Origin of the sequence: Pectobacterium carotovorum (genome assembly GCF_033898505.1) — a bacterium.
Lineage (GTDB): Bacteria > Pseudomonadota > Gammaproteobacteria > Enterobacterales > Enterobacteriaceae > Pectobacterium > Pectobacterium carotovorum_J.
On the sequence record NZ_JAXAFK010000001.1, the window covers coordinates 850,718 to 868,109 of the forward strand.

The window sequence follows — 17,392 nt, forward strand, 5'->3', positions numbered from 1 at the left end:
GCGATTTCAGAAATATGGAGTCGATTCTAGCAGCATATATTTGATATACGTAAATCAAATAAGGCGGGAGCGGACGACAGACTAACGACAGATACGGCAGGCAGAATAGCGGGTGAATCCGATGAAATAGAAATTAACACATCGCCATACCATTTCTGTTTCAACAATTATCTCGCTAAATCCCGAGTATCTTAAGGAGTAGGCTCGAAATGAAATATGTAAAATCTGCCGCTATGCTGTTATCCGTTCTCTCCATCGTTGCATGCAGTTCACTGGAAGCGGCATCTGCAAAAAAAGATTATTCTTTCTATTTAGCTCAAAATGATTCGGGTTTCGGACAGAAGAATGGAACGCTCGATCAAGGGGGATATCTTAATGTTACCTATCAGGGTGAGACGTTTACCGGTAGAAATGCGAACAACGTGATTGAAGCTAAAGGAAATAAAGGCAACAAACTGGTTTGTTCGTATGAAATGCCAGCTGAAACTGGTATCGGAAACTGTAAATTGTCCAATGGCACTGTCCTGAAAATGAAATTTGAGTAAACCGCTTTCGGTAAGCGGCTAATAGCAATCGTGATTGGCCGCTTCACCTGGGTATGGTGAGATTAATGCGTCAAACCCAAAAAAACCGTTTAAGTTCTCTTAAGAGGTTTTTTAATGTGGTTCTCTTGGTGGGCTGCCTTTGCCGGTAATTCTTTAATATTTAAACTAAAAGCTACATCCCTTTCTGTCAACACCGTCCGAATGCCCGCCGTTTAGCCTGAGTGCTATAGTTAATTTTGGCGTTGGTCAGCGCTCCTTTGCTGAGTAGAGATTTATCATCAAAACTTAACCCAAAGACGTAGTCTGCGCAGGCAATGTGCTTTACACTGCGCGCTGCAAAAACTGAGTAGATAAACGATTAAGTAGGCGGTAATGGCGATGAACGGAACGATCACAACCTGGTTTAAAGATAAAGGTTTTGGATTCATTAAAGATGAAAACGGCGATAACCGTTATTTTCATGTGATTAAGGTCGCCAACCCCGATCTGATTAAGAAAGATGCGGCGGTCACTTTCGAACCCACCACGAATAACAAAGGCTTGTCAGCGTATGCTGTGAAAGTCTTACCAGAAAGCAAATACATCTATATCGCAGGTGAGCGTCTTAAGCTCGCGTCGATCAAGTCTTATCTGGTTTATAGCGAAGAAGTGCCTGCCGAGACCCGCATTGATAAAGAAAATGCGGTACTGTCTGTGGGGATACTGATGAATAGCATCAAGCCGAAATCCGCGGCTAAGCCCGGTGAAATGCGTTCTCTGAAAAAACTGGCGATCACCACCTTTCAGGGAACGACGCTCATTTTCTCGGAAGATGAGATAGACATCGACGCTACGGTAAAACTGCTCAAGGTCTGAAATCATTCGGACTGACCCTGTGCCGATGTTCTTCGCTAGTATAAGCAGAATGTCGGCATCGCTTCTGATAAATCCCTCCAAACTCAAGCCATACCGCGATCGCGTCCTGCAATCTGGTACTACCTCAAAAATTACAGGTATAATCCTGTAAATTATTCAACGGGTTTAGAAACGACAATGACAAAACTCACCTTACAAGAGCAGATGCTAAAAGCTGGATTAGTGACCAGCAAGAAAATGGCCAAAGTCCAAAGAACGGCGAAAAAATCACGTGTTCAGGCTCGTGAGGCAAGAGAGGCTGTGGAAGAGAATAAGAAAGCACAGCTTGAGCGTGATAAACAGCTAAGCGAACAACAAAAACAGGCTGTTTTATCGAAAGAATATAAAGCTCAGGTGAAGCAGCTCATTGAAATGAACAGAATCAACATTGCAAAAGGCGATATTGGTTTTAACTTCACAGATAACAACGTCATTAAGAAAATAGAAGTGGATAAGCTAACTCAGGCCCAGCTGATTAGTGGTCGTCTCGCGATTGCTCGTTTGGTGGTTGATGGCAGCGGCGAGAGTGAATACGCGATTATCCCCGCCGTCGTAGCGGATAAAATTGCGCAGCGAGATGCGAGCAGTATTGTCTTAAATAGTGCGCTGAGTCAGGAAGAGCAAGACGAAGACGATCCGTATGCTGATTTTAAAGTGCCTGATGATTTGATGTGGTAATTCACGTTTTGCCGATGCTTATCGATGAAAAGCCCTTACGGGCTTTTCATTACGATTTTATATTCAGCCTATTTATGGTGAAACGCAGTTCTCTAATGTTTTAGAGAAACAGGCGGCCTCTTCTCTTCCTCTTTATTTGCGTTCCTCATATTTGCTGCGCTTATGCTGATAGAGTAACTCGTCTGCTTTGAGCATCGCTACTTCCAGCGTGTCACTCGGGTGTAGCTGATGAGCACCCCAGGAAAATGCCACAAGTTTTTCTTTATCAATGGTGAGCAAATGTTCCTGTGCGCGGGCAATGACGTCACGGGATTTTGTCAGCGAATAATCAATAAGAATCAAACAGAATTCATCTCCCCCAAGCCGTATGCCATAGTCACTTTTGCGAATAGCATTCCCCAGCGCTAACCCCAGATATTGTATTGCCTTGTCGCCCATGTGGTGGCCGAGAGAATCGTTTATTCTTTTCAGACCATCACTGTCAATGGCAATCACCGTGACAGGGATGTTCCTGTCAACGAGTGTCCGAATTTTTTTATCAAGCTCAGGCGTAATGACTTTTCTATTGTAGAGACCGGTCATCGCATCGGTAACATTATCTCTGGAAAGCGATTCTTGTTTTTTTAGCTGCTTACTGGCATATCGACATAATATCCAGGTTACCAGAGTGTAAAGTAAGAGCAGCCAGATATTCGCAATAATGACATAGATAGCATCTAGCTTAACATGCAGGGTGTAATACTGAGTGATACTATCTTTGTGATTGATTAAATCAAAAGATTTTATGCTCGGTTTATGAAAAATAATATTTGCACCAGTTGCATTATCAGTCACATAAAGAGAAAGAAATCTCCAGAGCAGAGGACGGTCGACTGTTTTAAAAGAAATAGCAAGATCGTTAATGTTGATGTCGGTAATCAGGATTCCTTTCACCTTATCACTCAGGAAAACCGGAGTAAGCATGCTGATGATATTATTTCTAGTGTAACCATCCTGGTAAATATGAGAAACAATGTTTTCACCCCGAATGAGGTCATCTAGCGCATTGTCATCAATGGTAATGGTATGTGCACTACGCGCTATATTGATGCCACTGCCATTCCTCACTAACCAGTTATTGAATGTATAGTTACGCGTATCGACCAGTCGATTAATATAAATATAATTATGTGAAAGGTCGATATAGTATCTGATATTCCTGAAAGCATAATGGGTATAGTTTGAAAAACTGTATTTTGGTAATACATCATTTTCGGTTCTGTGAATAACGGACAACGCACCAATATCTCTACCCCATTCCTCACACGATGTGTTCAGTGTCTGAAAGGTGCCTTCAAGATTTTTCATGGTTTTTGTCACAAGGTTGAATCCGGATATGCTGCCTTCGGTTTCAACATGCTGACATATCTCTGCTAGCTCAGTATCGGAATGGTTATCTGGATATATCCTGGAAAAAAAAGCCCGCGAAAGTTGGGTAGCGATGCTCTGGTTGATGGATTCTTCATGGAACAGTGCTGATTTGCCATTTTCGGCTACATACCCCATATAGCTCTGTAAATTGCGCAGTTCATGGAAGAGCAGAGCAGTGAAAAGTGAAGTGGTGCAGGCCACAATGAATACAACCGCACTAATATATTTTTTCCTGGACAAGATGGCTAACTCCCTGTTGTAGCAACAAGAAATAATGCTAAGTATAGCACTAATCAAATCCTGTCCTGATGAAGCGTGCGCCAGGCGCCCACTGCGCGTAAGCGCGTTCCTTTAGAGTGATGTAGGATAGTCAGTATGTGGAAGCTTTCTAAAATTAAATGGCTTGTTTAGGCGGGATACTTACAGAGCGTCGTCGCTCAGCACGGTTGGTGGTTTGAGATAGTTGGCGATTGATCAGATCGCCAACCCGGACTGAGACTGCTTTAAGTGATTTACTATTTGGCGGCGTTATTTAGCCAAGAGTTCTCTGCGAACGATTTCTGCGCCTGCACTTAACGCATTGAGTTTGCCTCTTGCGACGCGACGAGATAACGGAGCCATGCCACAGTTGGTAGATGGATAGAGTTTGTCGGCATCCACAAACTGAAGCGCTTTTCGTAACGTATCAGCGACTTCTTCTGGCGTCTCAATGGTATTGGTTGCCACGTCAATGGCGCCTACCATCACTTTTTTACCGCGAATGAGTTCAATCAGATCCATCGGAACACGGGAGTTCTGACATTCCAGTGAAATGATATCGATGGCCGATTTTTGCAATTTAGGGAAAATTTCTTCATATTGCCGCCACTCGGATCCCAGCGTCTTTTTCCAATCGGTATTGGCTTTGATGCCATAGCCATAGCAAATATGTACCGCAGTTTCACATTTAAGCCCTTCAACGGCTCTTTCTAACGCGGCAATGCCCCAATCATTTACCTCATCAAAGAAAACATTAAATGCGGGTTCATCAAACTGGATAATGTCGACACCCGCCGCCTCTAACTCTTTCGCTTCTTGATTCAGAATGGTGGCGAATTCCCAGGCGAGTTTTTCGCGACTTTTATAGTGGCTATCATAAAGCGTATCGATCATTGTCATGGGGCCAGGCAGGGCCCATTTGATCGGTTGAGTCGTGTGCTGACGTAAAAATTTGGCGTCTTCAACAAAAACAGGCTTTTGGCGAACCACTGCACCAATGACTGTCGGCACACTCGCGTCATAGCGATTACGAATTTTAACGATCTCACGTTTCTCGAAATCAACACCGCTGAGGTGCTCAATAAACGTCGTGACAAAATGTTGGCGCGTTTGCTCGCCGTCGCTGACAATATCAATCCCTGCCTGTAGTTGATCTGCCAGGCTCAAACGTAGCGCATCTTGTTTGCCCTCAACCAATTCCTCACCTTGTAATTTCCAGGGTGACCAAAGTGTCTCAGGCTGCGCCAGCCAAGAGGGTTTCGGTAAACTGCCAGCGGTTGAGGTGGGTAACAATATTTTCATAATAATCGGTGACCTTGTGTGTTTGGTTAATCAAAGAACGTAATTAGCAGACCATTGCTCAAGAATAGCGTGGTATGGTTTGATAAAGTTTTTCTCCGTAAACTTTCCCTGCTCAATAGCCAACAGGCTACGTTCTTCTCGATCGTAAACAATTTGAGTGAATGAATGATCCTGATGATTCAGGCTTGGCTGATAGCATTGACCTGCCGGAGAGTTCGCATTGTAAATCTCAGGTCGGTAAATCTTTTGAAACGTCTCCATCGTGGAGATGGTGCTGATCAGCTCAAGATTCGTGTAATCACTCAGTAAGTCACCAGAAAAATAGAAGGCTAAAGGCGCAACGCTATTTGGCGGCATAAAATAGCGAGCCTGTAACCCCATTTTATGGAAGTATTGGTCGGTCAATGAATACTCATCTTGCTGGTATTCGATGCCTAATACAGGATGCTGATTTCCCGTCCGATGATAGGTATTTTTACTTGAAACACTGAGGCATATCACTGGCGCTTTACTAAACGTCTCTTTGTAGCTCTTCGAATTCACGAAGCATTTAAAGATATTTCCATGCAGATCGCCAAAGTTATCGGGGGTGCTAAATCCAGGGTTGCTCTTATTATGATCTGACAGCAATACGCTAAAGTCATAATCTCGCACGTAGGAGGAGAAATTATTCCCTACAATCCCTTCAATGCGCGTGTTGGTTTTTTTATCAACAACATTCGTTTTCAATATTTCAATGACCGGGAAAGTGTTGCCATTGCCTTCAATATCAATTTCAACGGAAATGATATCGAGTTCGACAGCGTAACGATCGCTTTTAGGATTATCCCAATGCGCCAGAGAATTGAAACGGTTGTCAATCATTGTTAAGGCGTTGCGCAAGTTTTCCTGGCGGTTCTTTCCTCTCGCCAAATTCGCAAAGTTGGTCGTGATACGCGTATTTTCGGACGGGTTATAATTCTCATCGAAACGCGTGTTCTTAATCGTAAATGTAAAATTCTTATTCATCGCGATCTAACATCCTAATTGTTGATATCAACCTGATTTTATGTCTTTTTTTTCGAAGATTTTCAGGTCTTATCATTCAGCAGATTTCATATTGTCTCTAACTACTTGTCGCTAACTACTGCAACTGCACAATTTATGCCAGAGTCACTACGTGAGTAAAAGTGATTTAATTTCAATAGACATGAGCCATCTTCATGACTTGGGGGACGGTTCGCATCGGCGCCGTTGTAACGCCCCCTGTTAAACAGGGTTTATTTTTATAATTCATGTGGTTAGTGGTAGGTGCTTGCATGGTTTTATGGTAAGGCTAAAGTGGAAAAGCTTACCAGTTTTTCACGTCTAAGGGACTGAGGCGTCCTCGTTTGGTTCCTTGCCCCTATATGGATGACTGGAAAACGAAGTAAGAATGGTATTATTCAGGCCAGATGATGCACGCATCAACGGACATAGACCTTAACCCCTGGGGACGACTGATGAACAATGAAATACCGCTTAAATTTTATGACATTACAGATGAGTATTCGACGGAATCCGAAAAGCCGGTGAGCGAGTCGGAACGTGATGCTGTGGCACGCTATTTCCAACTGCTGATCACCCGCTTAATGAATAATGAAGAAATCAGCGAAGAGGCGCAGCAAGAGATGGCCAGTGAAGCCGGTATCGACGCGCATCGTATTGATGAGATCGCGACGTTCCTGAATCAATGGGGCAATGAGTAGCGCTTGTTGAGAGCATGTTGCAAAGGATGCAGGGTGAGTGTGGTTGTGTCCGCTTCCCATCTTAGACGACCGTCATAGATGCTAAAAACAAAAATCCCGCCTGTGTTGCCTGAAGCGGGATTTTCAAATTGGGTTCCCTTGCTGTGGCAGGGCAGGGAACGTATTCGATCTATATCGCGTGTTGGCCTGTTTGTGGCTGTAGCTGATAAATCCAGGCTGTAACCTGCCGGCCTTCCTCCGTGGTAACCACAACCTCAACGCGATCGTAGCCCTCTTCAAATTCATCCAGCATCGGCCAGTGTGCTTCAAGGTTAGCGGACAAGAACAGGTAACCGCTGACGCGCGACCCGTGCTCATCCAGCACGATCCCCGGAAAATCCGCGGCGGCCCCCCAGCCACGCTCATAAAACGTGCCTGTTACATAACCCGGCAACCATTCTCCACCGATGTTCTCCAGAATATAGGCATTCCCGTGACCCGGACGCAGCGTACCGTAGACAAACAAGCGTTCCATTTTTCCTCATCAATCAAAACAGTGAATCCTCAAAGGGCGAAGAGAAATACTCACGTTAGGGCTTAATAAAACGGTTCGCAACAGGTTCTTCAGCGTCGTTAAAGACATATTTCCGAAAACATCGTATTCCCCTACATTTTGCATGCCTTTATCAATGTAAATGCCTGAGTCGCAGGGGTAAGATTGGTGGAGAAGATCAGAGGTTGTAGCAGAGCGCCTACCATTCTAGCGGTATTGGCAACCATTCTGATTTGGCAAGGACACACTTAAAGCGTCGTTAAATGTTTGTCAACTTAACTGAGAATATCAATGAAAACGAATAATAATATTGACGTCTTGGCTTCAAACATTGCCATCATGGAGCCTTCTAATGGGCTTGAAAAGAAGCTTGAGCTGGCTAAAAAAGAGAATCGCAAACTTATCATTAAGCTTGGGTTCGACCCTACTGCACCCGATCTTCATCTCGGGCATGCTGTGGTATTACGCAAATTAAAGCAGTTTCAGGATGCCGGTCACGATATCGTCATTATCATTGGCGACTTTACCGCCTCTATTGGCGATCCGACAGGCCGTAACAAGCTGCGTCCACCATTGAGTGAAAAACAAATCGCTCTTAATAGTCAGACCTATCTCGATCAACTCGGCCAAATTATTGATACTTCGCGTATACAGGTGCGTCGCAATTCTGACTGGTTTAGAAAAATGCCCTTTTCTGAAATTCTTGGGCTGGTTTCCCGCGTCACGCTAGCGCAAATGATGCAGCGTGATGATTTCAAAACTCGGTATGCCGCATCCTCACCGATTCATCTGCATGAGCTTCTGTATCCGATCCTTCAAGGCTATGACTCCGTGATGATCAACGCGGACATTGAGCTTGGTGGTACGGATCAACTCTTTAATAACATGGTCGGACGAATGCTACAGGAATCTTTCGGCAGCGAGGGGCAGTCGGTTATCACGATGCCTCTGCTTGAGGGACTGGACGGCAAAGATAAGATGAGTAAATCGAAAGGGAACTACATCGCATTAACGGATAGCCCAGAAGAGATGTATGGGAAGATCATGTCGTTACCCGATCCGCTTATTATCAGTTATTTCAGCCTGGCCACGAATGTTTCAGCAGAATATATCTCTGAGGTCAGAGAGCAGATGGAGCGGGGAAAAAATCCCATTCTTATGAAAAAGGATCTGGCACACCAGATCGTGGGTATCTACCATGATGCGGAAGCGGCAGATGCTGCGGGCAAACATTTTGAGCGGGTATTTCAGCGCCACAATCCCACCGAAGAGGACCATCTTCCACTCGTCGTTGACGGGCACGCGCCGCGGGCACTGATTGATTTCTGTAGTCAGGCAATTGCCGAAATGAGCCGTTCTGAGCTGCGGAGGCTGATTCGTTCGGGAGCCGTCAGGATCAATACGCATAAAGAAACTGATGAACTGGCAATGATTAATCCAGAACCCGGCATGCTTCTCTGGCTGGGTAAACATCACCGCTTCATCGTCAGATAGGTTCTGATGTCTATCGCGTAAAAGGCCGGGTCGAAAATCCTAATTGATCTCATGATTTGTTATGTTATAACATAACAAATCATGGCGTGACATGCAGAATCGATGGGATACCCATGTTTGACTGACATGGCAGGCTGAGACAGGCCAGTTGATTCCACGTGCTGAGATTTTGAAAGCCATTCCCTGCTGGGAGTGTAAGGGAGAGGCTGGTTATAAACGGCTAAGTGTTGAGGAACAGAGTAAAAATGCCTGAATTAAATGCAACAATGAACAACGATTCTCGCCTTCCTGTAACCGTATTATCAGGGTTTCTGGGTGCAGGAAAAACAACCTTACTCAACCATATCCTGAATAATCGCGAAGGCAGACGCGTGGCGGTGATTGTAAATGATATGTCGGAAGTGAACATAGATGCTGCTCTGGTTAGGGATGGCGGCGCTGAACTTTCACGAACCGATGAAAAATTGGTAGAAATGAGTAACGGCTGTATCTGCTGCACACTACGGGAAGATCTCTTACTGGAAGTGAATCGTTTGGCGAAAGAGGGGCGTTTTGATCAGTTGGTCATTGAATCTACTGGGATTGCCGAACCTCTTCCTGTTGCTGAGACTTTCACCTTTGCGGGTGATGATGGGGAAAGTCTCTCGACTGTCGCCCGCCTTGACACCATGGTTACCGTGGTGGATGCATTCAATTTTCTTAAAGATTATGGCTCAGAGGACAGCATCCAGTCTCGCGGAGAATCGCTGGGGGAAGAAGATGAACGTAGCGTGGTTGATCTTTTAATCGATCAGATCGAATTCTGTGATGTGCTGATCCTTAATAAGGTCGATCTTATTGATGAAGAGCAAAAAGGTAAGCTGCAAGCTATTTTGCATTCACTTAATCCACGAGCAAAAATTGTGGTATCGCAGTTTGGTCAGGTTCCGCTTGATAATGTACTGAATACCGGATTATTTGATTTTGATCATGCGGCTCAGGCCCCTGGCTGGCTTAAGGAGCTGCGTGGCGAACATACGCCAGAAACAGAAGAGTATGGAATAACGAGTTTTGTCTTCCGTGCTCGCAGGCCTTTTCATCCGTTCCGCTTCTGGCAAGTGATGGAGAATACACTCGCTGGCGTTGTCAGATCTAAAGGCTACTTTTGGCTAGCCAGTCGCCCAGAATATGCGGGATCCTGGTCTCAGGCTGGTGGTGTCGCCCGTCAGGGGCTGGGCGGAATGTGGTGGGCCAGCGTGCCCAGAGAACGTTGGCCGGAAGATGATGAATCACTTGGATTTATCATGTCAAACTGGATAGATGGTATTGGGGATGCGCGTCAGGAGCTGGTGTTCATTGGCATGAATATGGATGAATCTGGTCTGCGGGCTCGGTTGAATTCAGCCTTGCTAACGGATGCGGAAATGTCGGAAGGGCTGCAAAAATGGCTTAATTATCCCGATCCGATTGAGCCCTGGTTCAAAGAATAATTTTTGAAAATATTGCGAAAGCTGCCTTCAATGAAAGCGGCTTTTTACGCTTTACGCTGTTGTGAAATGCCGACGCTATCTTTGCCACCGCTCCCGATCAATTTGATCATCCTACATACCACCTTTATTTACGTCGCATAGATAGCTGTTCTCAGTTCGAACGGCAATGAAATAAGGCATAGCGTGAAAAATAGCTATGCCTTTTAATACAACGATGCTTTTTAATACAGGAACTCAGCGGGTATTAATGATGATGCAGCAGGTCATCAACAACCTGATCGCTGGTAAGCTGATAAGGATAATACGTTGGCCAGTTATCCATTTCTTTAAGGATCTCTTCTTGAGAGGTATTTCCCATAAAGATATGGAAGTGGGCTGATTTACGCGGCGCGATGGTGTGATCGCTGAACTGGACGTATTTAGGTGCTTTCGATTGGGCATCTTTACATTCAAAGAGGTAGCGCACACCTTTTTTACCCGATACATAGTTAAGGATCTTATGCCCAGCGTAGTCATAATGGCATGAGGCGACTTCGCCATCTTTATGGAATTCCATGATGCCATTTTCTATTTTTATTTCTGAAACAGTGGTGGCGTAGCCTTTCCGGTAATAATCTTTAACTTGTTCAAAGGTATTGCTCTTATCGTTTTCCGCTTTCTTTTTGAAAACCGGATCCATTTCACCTGACAGCATAATAGGGTAAATAGACTGCCACATCCCTTCCCAGTCGGTAAGCGCTCTATCTTTTACATCGCTATTATTGAAAACACCATTGGCTGCTTTCTTTTCCATTTCGGTCATGGGCGCACCATGTAGATGGTCGTGGGCATGGTCGTGAGAATGCTCATGACCGTGATCGTGGGAATGACCATGATCGTGAGAAGTACCGTGCTCATGGACTTTGCCCGATCCCCCGACAGCAACAATGTTGAACGGATGTCCCTGTACATCAATTGTGCTGGTTTCTTTCAGCTCCACCGCATCCAGCACGTGAATTTTGCTCTTTAGAGGATCGGTAATATAGATGCTGTTAGCCGCGACGGCGATACGCGGACGCGCATCGTTCCAATGTCCGTCCATAGAGTACGGTTCGGTGACGCGTACAGATTGGGTAATCTCACCCTTGAGCACATCAACCTGATTCAACTTGCCGTCTTCCGTAAAGACATAAGCATATTTGGGACGTACCGGATCGACGGTGAAATGCACGCGGCGGGTTGGCAACTGTACCAAACGGAAGCTCTGCGCTTCAGTTGGGTCGATAAGTACGATGCGATCTGGGCCGTAGTTACCGATAAAGTACTGCATGCCTTTACCGCCGATCAGTGTAGAAACGCTGCCTTTCGGCAATGCGCTGGAGTAAGGCAGATGACGGATTTGGGGGGTATCGCCTTTCTGAGTTACCAGCAGCAGGCCCGTTTCGCAGGACAGAGCGTAAGTATCGCCGGAACGGGCAGAACCGTGCAGACCGGGGCAGGCCACATTCTCACCGACAGTTTGACTATCTAGGCTAATCACATGGGCACCGATCGGGCGTTTGGAAGCATCTTCTGGGTTAGGAACGGAGGCGACGATATGGTTGTCATACGGAACAGCAACGCCATGATGCGCAGCACCAACAAACACTCTTTTCGCGTCATTGACGCCGTCCAGCACCGCGTGTTCACTCAAGACCATCGCGTAACGTTCGCCATCAAACCACTGGGCGACTTTGCCTTGACGTTCGACGAAATGTCCCGGCTTTTTACCTGTCAGTTGGGTCTTAAGTAATGTGGGTTCATCGATATCAATATCGGCGTGATCGCCGTGATCGTGGAATGAGATGCCGGAACCGATCATCGAAACGGTTTCCGCGCTGCCCTGAACGGCAAACACCGTCGCACCGTTTTCACTGCGATAAAGTGATGCTGGCCCTTTCACGGTAAAGGAGGTCAGCTTGTCGCCATTAAGGGCATCAATCACGTTTACGACGGGTTTGTCGCGATCGGCGACGAACAGACGCCAGGCGGTGACATCTTCTTCTGCCGCCATTGCCGATCCCGCAGTACCCAGCAGAATGGCTGAAATAGATAGCGGTAATAAAAGCTTTTTCATGTGGATCTCCATTATCAAATAGTTCAGATTCGAGTGAAATCAGGGAGTTTGCTTATCGTCAGCCAGCGCCGACACAATGGTGTTGACGTTGTGCTGCATCATTGCGATATAGGTTGGTGCCGGGCCGGAAGGGCCTGAAAGTGCGTCGGAATAGAGTACGCCTGCGATGGGTAAACCGGCTTCGGCTGCAATTTGCTCCACCAGTCGTGGGTTCGAAATATTCTCGGTGAAGACGGCGGCGGCGCGGTTTTTCTTTATCTCGCGCAGAATGCCTGCGACATCGGCGGCAGACGCTTCAGACTCGGTAGACACCCCTTGAGGGGATAAAAAGTGGATGCCATAAACGTGCTCGAAATAGCGAAAGGCATTGTGGCCGACCACCACGGTACGGCGTGATGCGGGGATGCGAGCCATTGCACTATCGATGGCCGTGCCCAGTTTGATGAGTTTTTCCTCATAGACTTTGGCGTTAGCCTGATAGGTGTCGCAACCGCTTTTATCCGCAGCGCAAAAGGCGGCGGTAATATTTTTCACATAGATATGGGCATTAGGCAGCGACTGCCAGGCATGAGGGTCGAAAGGGGCGGCATGGAATACCGCCTTACCGTTATAGAAATGGTAATGCCCGCCAGCGGGGTCGCGAATAATCTCTGCACCGTTAGTCACTTCAACCACCGGTGCTTTGCTCTCACTGGCCTCAATAAGCCGGTTAATGAATCCCTCAAACTGTAAGCCGTTAATTAAAATCACGTCGGCTTTCGCCATCGCAATCGCATCCGCTGGGGATGGTTCATACACATGCGCATCGCTGTCGGGGCCGACGATGGTGCGCAGCTCAATACGATCTTGGCCGATATTTTTTGCCATATCGCCCAGAATAGAGAAGCTCGCAATGACATTGAGTTTGGCATTCGCCTGAAACGGCAGTGACAGGGAAAGCAAGACAGCGACGCTGAGCGCCGTGGTAATTTTCATAGGATTTACTCCGTGCGTGAAGCGCGCGTTTTAACTAACGAAGAGTGAGAAGGGCGGCGGGTGTCTTTCATCATGACAAGGGCGGTTGAGCCCAGATAAAAAACGCCGTTGGCGAGAATAATGGCTGGACCTGATGGCAGCGAATAGTGGTAGGAGAACAGCAGACCCGTCACGCAGGCTACCACCCCAATCAGCACCGAAAACAGGCAAAGCGTGATGACGCGATGGGTCCAGAAACGAGCGGTGACGGCTGGGAGAATCATCAAACCAACCGACAGCAGCGTACCCAGCGCCTGATATCCTGCCACAAGGTTTATCACCACCAGCGTGAGGAACAGGAAATGAACCGGCGAACTAAGCCGGGACACGGTACGTAGGAACAGTGGGTCCAGACACTCAGCAATCAGCGCGCGCCACAAGAGTACCAGTGCCAGCAAAGAGGCGGCGGAAACGCCGGCGATGAGGGTCAGTGCCTGCACATTCAGCGCCAGAACGGAGCCGAAGAGCACATGCATCAAGTCTACGCTCGATCCGCGCAGCGAAACGATAAGCACCCCGAGCGCCAGTGAAATAAGGTAAAACGCCGCCATGGAGGCATCTTCCTTTTGTACCGTTAGCCGTGACACGACCCCGGAACCTATCGCCACGACCAGCCCGGCAACCATGCCGCCGAGTGTCATTGGAATGATTTCTAGTCCATAGAGCAAAAAACCAAAGGCGGCACCGGGTAGCACGGCGTGGGACATGGCATCCCCGACCAGACTCATGCGGCGTAGGGTCAGGAACACACCCACCGGACATGCGCTGAGCGATAGCAGCAACGCCCCCATAAGGGCGCGGCGCATAAAGTTAAATTCGACAAACGGATTGATGAGTAGATCGTAAAGCCAGGCCATTACCGGTCTCCAGCCACGTACAGCGTGGTGTCATGCCGACAGAATGCTGGTGGGATTGGGCTGTGTTTCATCACCCACGAGGTTTCTCCCCAGGCGACCACGGTGCCATTGACCATTAACGTTTCTGGGAAATGACGGCTCACAAGTTCAGGGTCGTGTATCACCACAACGACGGTACGTTGCTGTGAGTGCCAGTTTTTGATCAGGGCCAGCATATCCTGCGTGGTCGCCGTATCAATGGCATTGAAGGGCTCGTCGAGTAAAATGATACTGGCGTCCTGAACAATCACTCGGGCAAATAGGGCGCGTTGAAACTGACCTCCAGAGAGTGCGCTGAGTGATTTATTTTTAAAACCCGCCAGTCCAACAGCCGCAAGCGCCTGAACGACGCGCATCCGATCCTGGCGGCGATGCCAGCCCATCAAACCTCTGTCTTGCCAGAGGCCTAGCGATACCAGATCGCTGACAGTGGCTGGAAAGCTGCGATCAAGCTCCGAGAGCTGGGGCAGATAAGCGATCCGTGCACCTGATGCGATACGGCAGATACCTGACTGAGGTTGCAGTATTCCGGCAATACCCTTCAGTAGCGTCGATTTACCCGAGCCGTTCGGGCCGACTACCGCAGTCAGAGAACCTCTGCGAACTGAACCCGTGATAGTGCTCAATACGGGATTTCCATCGTAGCCGAGCGTCAGCTCTTCGACCTGTACTGCAAAATCCGTCATCTCATTAATGTTCCATTATTTCGCTAATTTTGTGATGTTATAACATATCATTAATGGGTGTAAATATTTAAGACAGTTTTTACTGCAAAGTGAAGTTCTGTATGAAAATCAACCTAATCATAAGTGCCAGGCTGTACTGAACCCAATAATGGCGTCGTACAGGGCTTAACGTATTGTAAGTAGACCGCTTTTAGTTCCACACACTTTTTGAGATTTCCGGTTTCTCGGCCATCAGCCGGTATTCTTCCGACGTCAGGTTATTCAGCGATTCATGAGGCCGCTCGCTGTTGTATTCCGTCAGCCAGCGCTCTGTGGTTTCCCTCGCTTCATTCAGTGTTCTGAACAGATAAAAATCCAGTATTTCTGTCCGGTACGTTCGGTTAAAACGTTCGATGAAGGCATTCTGCGTTGGTTTTCCCGGTTTAATAAACTCCAGCATCACGCCATGCTCTTCAGCCCACTGCGCCAAAGTCAGCGAGATTAGCTCCGGACCATTGTCCATCCGCAGTTTCAGCGGATAAGCACGGTTTGCCACGATCCTGTCCAGTACTCTGACCACCCGCTGCGCCGGGATATTCAGATCGATTTCTATTGCGAGAGCCTCGCGGTTAAAATCATCCACTACATTGAAGGTCCGAAAGCGTCTGCCGCAGACCAGCGCATCATGCATAAAATCTATCGACCAGCTCTGGTTAAGTGCTTCCGGCGTCGCCAACGGAGTCGGATTGCGTACCGGCAGACGTTGCTTTCCCTTATGGCGAAAATTCAGTTTAAGCAGGCAGTAAATCCTGTGAACGCGTTTATGATTCCAGGCATTGCCTTGCCTGCGCAGCACCTGAAACAGCTTCTTGAAGCCGTAACGGGGATAGCGTTTAGCCACCTCCGACAGAGCCTGGATCACCGGTTCATCACGACAGGTGTCCGGCTGATAAAAATACACCGTCCTGCTCAGTGATAACGTCCTGCATGCCTGGCGTATGCTCATCGTAAACTGCGCGGTCAGGTAACTGACGAGCTCACGCTTTATCGCTGGTTTTAAAGCTATTTTTCGATGACATCTTTCAGAGCACGACACTCAAGACTCAAATCGGCAAACATCTGTTTGAGACGACGATTTTCGTCCTCCAGATCTTTCATCTTTTTGATATCAGAGGCTTCCATGCCGCCAAATTTCTTCTTCCAGTTAATGGGATGGACTACCTCCCCCCTCTGCGGTTAACTATTCGAAATATGCGCACCAGGAGAATCACCATGGGTATCGTATTTCTGGGTATCGATCTGGCTAAAAATATCTTTCAGCTCTGCGGATTAAATCAGGCCGGTAAGCAGGTTTATACAAAACGCACTGGACGAAAAGAATTACTCCAGACTGTGGCGAATATTCCGGCATGTCTGATTGGTGTCGAGGCATCCACTGGGGCATTTTACTGGCAACGTGAATTTGAGAAACTGGGACATAAAGTAAAAGTTATTAGCCCTCAGTATGTAAAACCTTTTGTCCGTGGCCAAAAAAATGACGGCAATGATGCGCAGGCGATAGCTGTGGCTCTGATGCAACCTACGATGCAGTTTGTTCCACCGAAAAGCCCTGAACAGCAGGATATTCAGGCTCTGCACCGCGCAAGACAGCGTATTGTCAATCATCGTACTGCAACAGTCTGCCAAATCCGAGGACTGCTGCTTGACCGGGGAATAACAATCGGCGCGGCAGTTTCAAGAGTTCGTCGTGCCGTTCCGCTTATCCTTGAAGATGCTGAAAATGGTCTCAGCGCCAGAATGCGGAGGACAATTGCAGAACTCTATGATCTCTTTAACGATCTTGGTCGTCGTATAAACTTTTTTGATAAAGAAATTGATGTTGTGTTCAGGCAATCAGAAGCCTGTCAGCGCATTGCCAAAGTTAAAGGCATTGGTCCTAAAACAGCCACGGCTGTTGTTGCCGCGATTGGCAGAGGAACCGAATTTAAAAATGGTCGTCACTTTGCCGCATGGCTTGGTCTGGTTCCACGACAACACTCGAGTGGCGACAAGCAGGTGTTGATGAATATGACGAAAAAAGGCGACAAGCATTTGCGGACACTTTTTATTCATGGTGCCCGCGCTGTCGTCAGAGTTGCCACAAATAACAATGATGGCTGCCTGTATCAGTGGGTTAACCAGTTGAAGGAACGGCGCGGGTTTAATAAAACGACCGTGGCGGTCGCTAACAAGAACGCGAGAATAATTTGGTCGATGCTGAGAAATGATAGCGAGTATCAGGCAGTTGGAAGTTAGTACCCAGCCAGAAGAGTTGCAGTGTACTGAAAAATGATGACAGGTTGCACCTGCACAATCGGAACCTGACTATTATATTGGCCTCAGAGGCCGTCCAGTTGTTGAGGCGATTGTGTGC

The 17,392-nt window shown here is 47.3% G+C and carries 14 protein-coding genes and 3 pseudogenes; 7 read left to right on the plus strand and 10 right to left on the minus strand.

Translation table 11 applies throughout. From position 1 onward, the window contains the following. Positions 1-209 precede the first annotated feature (209 nt). The 3 genes from R9X49_RS03625 to R9X49_RS03635 all read left to right on the plus strand — a co-directional run bounded on the left by R9X49_RS03625 (position 210) and on the right by R9X49_RS03635 (position 2,117). Entirely contained in the window at positions 210-545 is a 336-nt protein-coding gene (locus R9X49_RS03625) for a hypothetical protein (protein ID WP_319847260.1), read from the plus strand. A gap of 372 nt (positions 546-917) precedes the next feature. Then, positions 918-1,400, plus strand: a complete 483-nt coding sequence (locus R9X49_RS03630; protein ID WP_319847261.1) for a cold shock domain-containing protein — start codon at positions 918-920, stop codon at positions 1,398-1,400. 177 nt (positions 1,401-1,577) lie between these two features. After that, a complete protein-coding gene (locus tag R9X49_RS03635) occupies positions 1,578-2,117 on the plus strand; it encodes a DUF2058 domain-containing protein (RefSeq protein WP_319847262.1) in 540 nt (179 codons plus the stop codon). Between the two features lie 132 nt (positions 2,118-2,249). Here R9X49_RS03635 and dgcJ read toward each other — a convergent pair whose 3' ends face one another. The 3 genes from dgcJ to R9X49_RS03650 all read right to left on the minus strand — a co-directional run bounded on the left by dgcJ (position 2,250) and on the right by R9X49_RS03650 (position 6,095). Further along, positions 2,250-3,767: a diguanylate cyclase DgcJ gene (dgcJ, locus tag R9X49_RS03640; RefSeq protein WP_319847263.1), complete on the minus strand. Its 1,518-nt coding sequence runs from the start codon at positions 3,765-3,767 to the stop codon at positions 2,250-2,252. Positions 3,768-4,055: 288 nt separating this feature from the next. Next, the gene (locus tag R9X49_RS03645; RefSeq protein ID WP_319847264.1) at positions 4,056-5,087 is read right to left on the minus strand and encodes a methionine synthase; all 1,032 of its coding nucleotides are present in this window, start codon (positions 5,085-5,087) and stop codon (positions 4,056-4,058) included. A 30-nt stretch (positions 5,088-5,117) separates the two neighbouring features. Further along, a complete protein-coding gene (locus tag R9X49_RS03650) occupies positions 5,118-6,095 on the minus strand; it encodes a DUF1852 domain-containing protein (protein ID WP_319847265.1) in 978 nt (325 codons plus the stop codon). A gap of 473 nt (positions 6,096-6,568) precedes the next feature. Here R9X49_RS03650 and R9X49_RS03655 point away from each other — a divergent pair, with 473 nt between their 5' ends. Continuing rightward, the gene (locus R9X49_RS03655; protein WP_319847266.1) at positions 6,569-6,814 is read left to right on the plus strand and encodes a YmjA family protein; all 246 of its coding nucleotides are present in this window, start codon (positions 6,569-6,571) and stop codon (positions 6,812-6,814) included. Between the two features lie 169 nt (positions 6,815-6,983). Here R9X49_RS03655 and R9X49_RS03660 read toward each other — a convergent pair whose 3' ends face one another. Beyond that, positions 6,984-7,328, minus strand: a complete 345-nt coding sequence (locus R9X49_RS03660) for a gamma-glutamylcyclotransferase family protein (protein WP_319847267.1) — start codon at positions 7,326-7,328, stop codon at positions 6,984-6,986. A gap of 309 nt (positions 7,329-7,637) precedes the next feature. Between R9X49_RS03660 and tyrS the strand changes: the two genes are divergently transcribed. Both tyrS and zigA read left to right on the plus strand, forming a co-directional pair. Next, entirely contained in the window at positions 7,638-8,840 is a 1,203-nt protein-coding gene (tyrS, locus tag R9X49_RS03665; RefSeq protein ID WP_319847268.1) for a tyrosine--tRNA ligase, read from the plus strand. Between the two features lie 245 nt (positions 8,841-9,085). Further along, the gene (gene zigA / locus R9X49_RS03670) at positions 9,086-10,309 is read left to right on the plus strand and encodes a zinc metallochaperone GTPase ZigA (RefSeq protein WP_319847269.1); all 1,224 of its coding nucleotides are present in this window, start codon (positions 9,086-9,088) and stop codon (positions 10,307-10,309) included. A gap of 244 nt (positions 10,310-10,553) precedes the next feature. On the opposite strand, the pseudogene zinT reads toward zigA, so the two are convergent. From zinT to R9X49_RS03700, 6 genes and pseudogenes are all read right to left on the minus strand, one after another. After that, positions 10,554-11,141: pseudogene (gene zinT, locus R9X49_RS03675) on the minus strand (metal-binding protein ZinT); the annotation flags it as partial. Positions 11,142-11,231: 90 nt separating this feature from the next. Further along, positions 11,232-12,416, minus strand: a pseudogene (gene aztD / locus R9X49_RS03680) (zinc metallochaperone AztD); the annotation flags it as partial. Positions 12,417-12,443: 27 nt separating this feature from the next. Next, positions 12,444-13,379, minus strand: a complete 936-nt coding sequence (gene aztC / locus R9X49_RS03685) for a zinc ABC transporter substrate-binding protein AztC (RefSeq protein ID WP_319847270.1) — start codon at positions 13,377-13,379, stop codon at positions 12,444-12,446. Between the two features lie 5 nt (positions 13,380-13,384). Beyond that, the gene (gene aztB / locus R9X49_RS03690; protein ID WP_319847271.1) at positions 13,385-14,275 is read right to left on the minus strand and encodes a zinc ABC transporter permease AztB; all 891 of its coding nucleotides are present in this window, start codon (positions 14,273-14,275) and stop codon (positions 13,385-13,387) included. Beyond that, positions 14,275-15,000, minus strand: a complete 726-nt coding sequence (gene aztA / locus R9X49_RS03695; protein WP_319847272.1) for a zinc ABC transporter ATP-binding protein AztA — start codon at positions 14,998-15,000, stop codon at positions 14,275-14,277. The genes aztB and aztA overlap by 1 nt, the downstream gene beginning before the upstream one ends. 190 nt (positions 15,001-15,190) lie before the next feature. Beyond that, positions 15,191-16,185: pseudogene (locus R9X49_RS03700) on the minus strand (IS3 family transposase); the annotation flags it as partial. A 66-nt stretch (positions 16,186-16,251) separates the two neighbouring features. On the opposite strand from R9X49_RS03700, the gene R9X49_RS03705 reads away from it, so the two are divergent. Then, positions 16,252-17,274, plus strand: coding sequence for an IS110 family transposase (locus tag R9X49_RS03705; RefSeq protein ID WP_319847273.1), 1,023 nt, complete (start codon positions 16,252-16,254; stop codon positions 17,272-17,274). The last annotated feature ends 118 nt before the right edge of the window (positions 17,275-17,392 follow it).

Coding starts and splice junctions, on each gene's coding strand:
- R9X49_RS03625 (WP_319847260.1), top strand. CDS start 210: ATGAAATATGTAAAATCTGCCGCTATGCTGTTATCCGTTCTCTCCATC.
- R9X49_RS03630 (WP_319847261.1), top strand. CDS start 918: ATGGCGATGAACGGAACGATCACAACCTGGTTTAAAGATAAAGGTTTT.
- R9X49_RS03635 (WP_319847262.1), top strand. CDS start 1,578: ATGACAAAACTCACCTTACAAGAGCAGATGCTAAAAGCTGGATTAGTG.
- R9X49_RS03645 (WP_319847264.1), bottom strand. CDS start 5,087: ATGAAAATATTGTTACCCACCTCAACCGCTGGCAGTTTACCGAAACCC.
- R9X49_RS03650 (WP_319847265.1), bottom strand. CDS start 6,095: ATGAATAAGAATTTTACATTTACGATTAAGAACACGCGTTTCGATGAG.
- R9X49_RS03655 (WP_319847266.1), top strand. CDS start 6,569: ATGAACAATGAAATACCGCTTAAATTTTATGACATTACAGATGAGTAT.
- R9X49_RS03660 (WP_319847267.1), bottom strand. CDS start 7,328: ATGGAACGCTTGTTTGTCTACGGTACGCTGCGTCCGGGTCACGGGAAT.
- tyrS (WP_319847268.1), top strand. CDS start 7,638: ATGAAAACGAATAATAATATTGACGTCTTGGCTTCAAACATTGCCATC.
- zigA (WP_319847269.1), top strand. CDS start 9,086: ATGCCTGAATTAAATGCAACAATGAACAACGATTCTCGCCTTCCTGTA.
- aztC (WP_319847270.1), bottom strand. CDS start 13,379: ATGAAAATTACCACGGCGCTCAGCGTCGCTGTCTTGCTTTCCCTGTCA.
- aztB (WP_319847271.1), bottom strand. CDS start 14,275: ATGGCCTGGCTTTACGATCTACTCATCAATCCGTTTGTCGAATTTAAC.
- aztA (WP_319847272.1), bottom strand. CDS start 15,000: ATGACGGATTTTGCAGTACAGGTCGAAGAGCTGACGCTCGGCTACGAT.
- R9X49_RS03705 (WP_319847273.1), top strand. CDS start 16,252: ATGGGTATCGTATTTCTGGGTATCGATCTGGCTAAAAATATCTTTCAG.